Genomic DNA, 3,718 nt, shown 5'->3' with positions numbered 1-3,718 from the left:
TGTCGACGATCAGGTACTCGAAGTCAGGATCGTCCGACATCCTCTCGAAGATGCGGTGCCACACGCCCTTCCCGCTCCGGCGACTGAAGCGGCGGAACACGCTGTTCCACTCGCCGAAGACCTCCGGCAGGTCGCGCCAGGGCGCGCCCGTGCGCACGATCCACAGCACGCCTTTCACGAAGAGGCGGTTGTCACGCCCGGTCGAGCCCTTCTGGTCAGGCCGACCGATGATCAGCGGCGCCATCCGCTCCCACGCTGCGTCACTCAGAACCAGCCGATCCATCAAGCTCAAGGCCGCCTCCACAAAGGCAGCCTTGAATCATGCGACGGTCAGGTCCGGAACTCCCAAGAGTCCACAGAACCTAGCCGCATCAAGCGACTTTCCCGAGACCGTCGAGTTTGTGACACGGCTGTACGAACAGTTCGGTTTTGACATGGTCGGCAACAGCCCGCTCAGCGAGAGCCGGCGCACCCGTCCTGGTCAGCCCGCATGGAAGCAGGAACGTCAGACCCGGCCCGAGCTCATCGCGAACCTTGCTGGAGCAAGGCGCCTCATTCCGAGGTAAGGCCGCGCCTTTCGAACGGTGAGGAGCGAGACACTGAACCGGTTGTCCAATCAATCGGGGCGACTTGCTCAAACGCACGGCATCCAAAATGGCCTTCTCCGCCTATTTTTGCCGTCCACTCGGCACAGCTATTGCCCGCCCGGAAAGTCGCATCTGCTTTCGGGATGGTGAAGAACGATTGTGGATGACCAACTTGGCGCGTTCCAGCCTGAAGAGCCATCTTGGGCAGCTCGGGATGAGATTTTGCCCCGAGCCGCTGGGAAAGGTTTTGCAGGGCCGGTCAGATCTCGGTGGCTTCAGACGGGGTCAGGGCATCCTCAGCACCGACACCCAGGTACCGTACCGTGCTCTCCGGCTTCGTATGGTCGAGCAGGATCTGCACGGCCCGCAGATTGCCGGTCCGCTTATAGATGAAGGCAACCTTGGTCCGGCGCATGCTATGGGTGCCGTAGGCTGACCGGCCAAGCCCGATCGCCTCGACCCATTCACCAAGAAGGCGGGCATATTGACGGGTGCTAAGGTGCTGCCCCTTTCTGGATCGGCTCGGGGAAACATCGTTGTCCAGCGTGCCACCCCTGAGTTCCAACCATGCCAGAACGCTTTCGCGGGCCTCGTCGGTGAGCTCAAACCGTACCGGCTGCTCGGTCTTCCGCTGGATGACGGTCACGCGGTGGCGGGCGGCGCCGTTCACGACCAGGTGGCCAATGGTCAGCCTGACCAAGTCGCAGCCCCTGAGCTTGCCGTCGATCGCAAGGTCAAACAGGGCCAGGTCGCGCAGCCGCTGCTCCCGCTGAAGGTGAAGGCAGATGGCCAAGACCTGCTTGGGCGTTAGAGGCGGCTTGGGACCGATGAAGCGCCCCTTGTTCCAGGGCATTGACGGGCCGCGTATGTGGGAGCGGAACACCCGTATGGTCGCGTTGCATGGCACATCTCCTGAGCCGCGCCGTTGCGGCTCAGGAGGAAGGACAACGGGGTGAGATCGGATGGCCGAAAGCGGAACTTCCCCTCTGGAGCGACCGACGCGGATAAGCCGCCGATCGGCCGGCTTATCTTTGAGCGCCAAGTTCGACCCGTCACCGGACACCGCAACAGCCCGGATTGAACAGACTGCTCAGGCCGCCGCAGCCTGGATCTGCTCCTGGAACCGGTTGAGGAAGTCCTCCCGCCCGATCTCGCCAAGGTCGACAGCCTTGGCATTGCCGGCGGCGACGAAGGTGACGTCGGTGATGCCCACCACGCCGAGGATGAGGCGCAGGTACTGGGTCGCGATGTCCCGGTCGCGGATCGGAGATCCCTCGGTGTAGATGCCACCGGAGGCGAGCAGGATCGTCGCCTTCTTGCCGGTGAGGAGACCCTTGCCGTCCACCCCCAGCGTGATCCCCTTGCGCACGATGTGATCGATCCAGGCCTTCAGGGCTGCTGGGACGTTGTAGTTGTAGACTGGGGTCGCGATGACGACGTGGTCTGCGGCCAGGAGCTCGCCCACGAGCTCGTCCGCTAGGCGCAGCACCTCCTTCATCTCGGCCGAATGCATCTCGGGAGGCGTGAAATACGCCCGGAGCCAAGGCGCGTTCACGAAAGGCAGGTCCGTCTCCATCAGGTCGCGGTCGACCACCTTTCCGTCCGGATGCGCCGCCTGCCAGCGGTCAACAAAGCGACGGGTGAGATTGCGGGAGATCGAGTGGTCGCCACGCGGGCTAGTCTCGACGACGAGGAGGGCGGGCATGGCTGAGGTCCTTGGAAGCAGGAGATTACCTGCACCTTCCGTCCTGCTCCCGGGAGCGATAAAGAACCGATAGAGTCTATAAGATCAGGTGATGGATGATTGGCAGCCTCACGCTGGATCAGCTTCGGGTACTGGTCGCAATTGCCGATGAGGGCAGCTTCTCGGCGGCGGGTCGCAAGCTCGACCGTGCCCAGTCCGCAATCAGCCAGACCGTGGCCACGCTGGAGGGCGTGCAAGGCGTGCTGCTCTTCGACCGGTCCGGTCATCGGCCCCTGGTCACGGATGCGGGGCGCAGCCTGATCAGCCAAGCACGAGTCGTGCTCGCCGGTGCCGCCAAGTTCGAGGACATGGCGGCAGGCATGCGCGACGGCGTCGAGCCGGAGTTGGCGGTCGCTATCGACCCGCTGGCTCCCACAGCACCCTTCATCGACAGCCTGCGAGCACTCCGCGACAAGTTCCCGAACCTGCCGGTGAGCTTCTCAACGGAGGGGCTGGGCGGTGCCGAGCGGCGCCTACGCCGGGGTGAGGCGGCCCTCGCCCTCTGCATTCTGCTGCCGGGGGTGCCGGACGATCTCCTCGCGGTTCCTCTGCTTGCCGAAACGCTGATCTCCGTCGTGTCGTCCACCCACCCCCTGGGGAAACTCGGTCGGCCCGTGACCCGGGAGGATCTGTACGAGCACGTCCAGCTGGTGCTGTCCGACCCCTTCGCACCGGGGGCGCCCGGCTACGGCATCATCGGGGTCAAGGCATGGCGCTTTGTGGAGCTCGGCCGCCGCCTCGACTTCCTACTAGCTGGGCTAGGCTGGTGCCGGATGCCCGAGCACCTCGTCAGGCCATTCCTGACGAGCGGGCAGCTCCAACATCTGGTTATTCAGGACGACCCCGTGCCCGATCCCGGGGCGCTCACGATCTACGCGGCGCACAGGCGCGACCGTCCGCTCGGCCGAGCGGGGACGTGGCTGCTCGACGACCTGCAGGCACGGCTGGGCTGACGGTCGTCGCGCCGCTCATGGCGGAGCCGTTACGTCCTGGCTCGAGCGATACGGCAACGGTGCCGCTGCCCGGGCTAGATGTTTGGTCCCGGGATTTGGTGGTGCGGGTCATGGATGAACCTGGACGGCTCCTCCGTCCAGGCTTTGCAGATGGCTTCGTAGGGCGTGAGGCCGCGTAGCGTCTTCAGGCGACGGGCGAAGTTGTAGGCCGCGATGAAGTCGGCGAGGTGCTGGCGGAGCTGGTTGTGGCTCTCGTAGTGGAAGCGCCTGACGGTAGCGTCCTTGATGGTGCGGTTCATGCGCTCGACCTGCCCGTTCGTCCACGGGTGCCGAGGCTTGGTCAGCCTGTGCTCGACGTTGAGCTCAGCACAGGCAAACTCGAAGGCATGGCAGAGGAACGGCTTGTTCTGCGCCAGCATTTGCCGGATGTCCTC

The 3,718-nt window shown here is 64.5% G+C and carries 5 protein-coding genes; 1 reads left to right on the top strand and 4 read right to left on the bottom strand.

Annotated elements, in window-relative coordinates:
• The 3 genes from ACFFIC_RS29880 to ACFFIC_RS29870 form a co-directional block, all read right to left on the bottom strand.
• Positions 1–292, bottom strand: a 292-nt coding sequence (locus ACFFIC_RS29880) for a transposase (RefSeq protein WP_377057266.1), incomplete at its 3' end; no start/stop codon positions are given.
• 554 nt (positions 293–846) lie between these two features.
• Positions 847–1,440 carry a tyrosine-type recombinase/integrase gene (locus ACFFIC_RS29875; RefSeq protein ID WP_377057265.1) on the bottom strand — a complete coding sequence of 198 codons (594 nt, stop codon included), beginning with the start codon at positions 1,438–1,440 and terminating at the stop codon, positions 847–849.
• A 237-nt stretch (positions 1,441–1,677) separates the two neighbouring features.
• Positions 1,678–2,292 (bottom strand): FMN-dependent NADH-azoreductase, encoded by a 615-nt coding sequence (locus ACFFIC_RS29870; protein WP_377057264.1) that lies wholly within the window; start codon positions 2,290–2,292, stop codon positions 1,678–1,680.
• A 95-nt stretch (positions 2,293–2,387) separates the two neighbouring features.
• Here ACFFIC_RS29870 and ACFFIC_RS29865 point away from each other — a divergent pair, with 95 nt between their 5' ends.
• A complete protein-coding gene (locus tag ACFFIC_RS29865) occupies positions 2,388–3,284 on the top strand; it encodes a LysR family transcriptional regulator (RefSeq protein WP_377057263.1) in 897 nt (298 codons plus the stop codon).
• Between the two features lie 74 nt (positions 3,285–3,358).
• On the opposite strand, the gene ACFFIC_RS29860 is transcribed toward ACFFIC_RS29865, so the two are convergent.
• The coding region (locus tag ACFFIC_RS29860) for an integrase core domain-containing protein (RefSeq protein ID WP_377057262.1) at positions 3,359–3,718 on the bottom strand (360 nt) is incomplete at its 5' end.

It is taken from the genome of Muricoccus vinaceus (assembly GCF_042433125.1).
In the GTDB taxonomy this organism is placed as follows: domain Bacteria; phylum Pseudomonadota; class Alphaproteobacteria; order Acetobacterales; family Acetobacteraceae; genus Roseomonas; species Roseomonas vinacea.
This window is presented reverse-complemented; position numbering and strand designations above follow the sequence as displayed.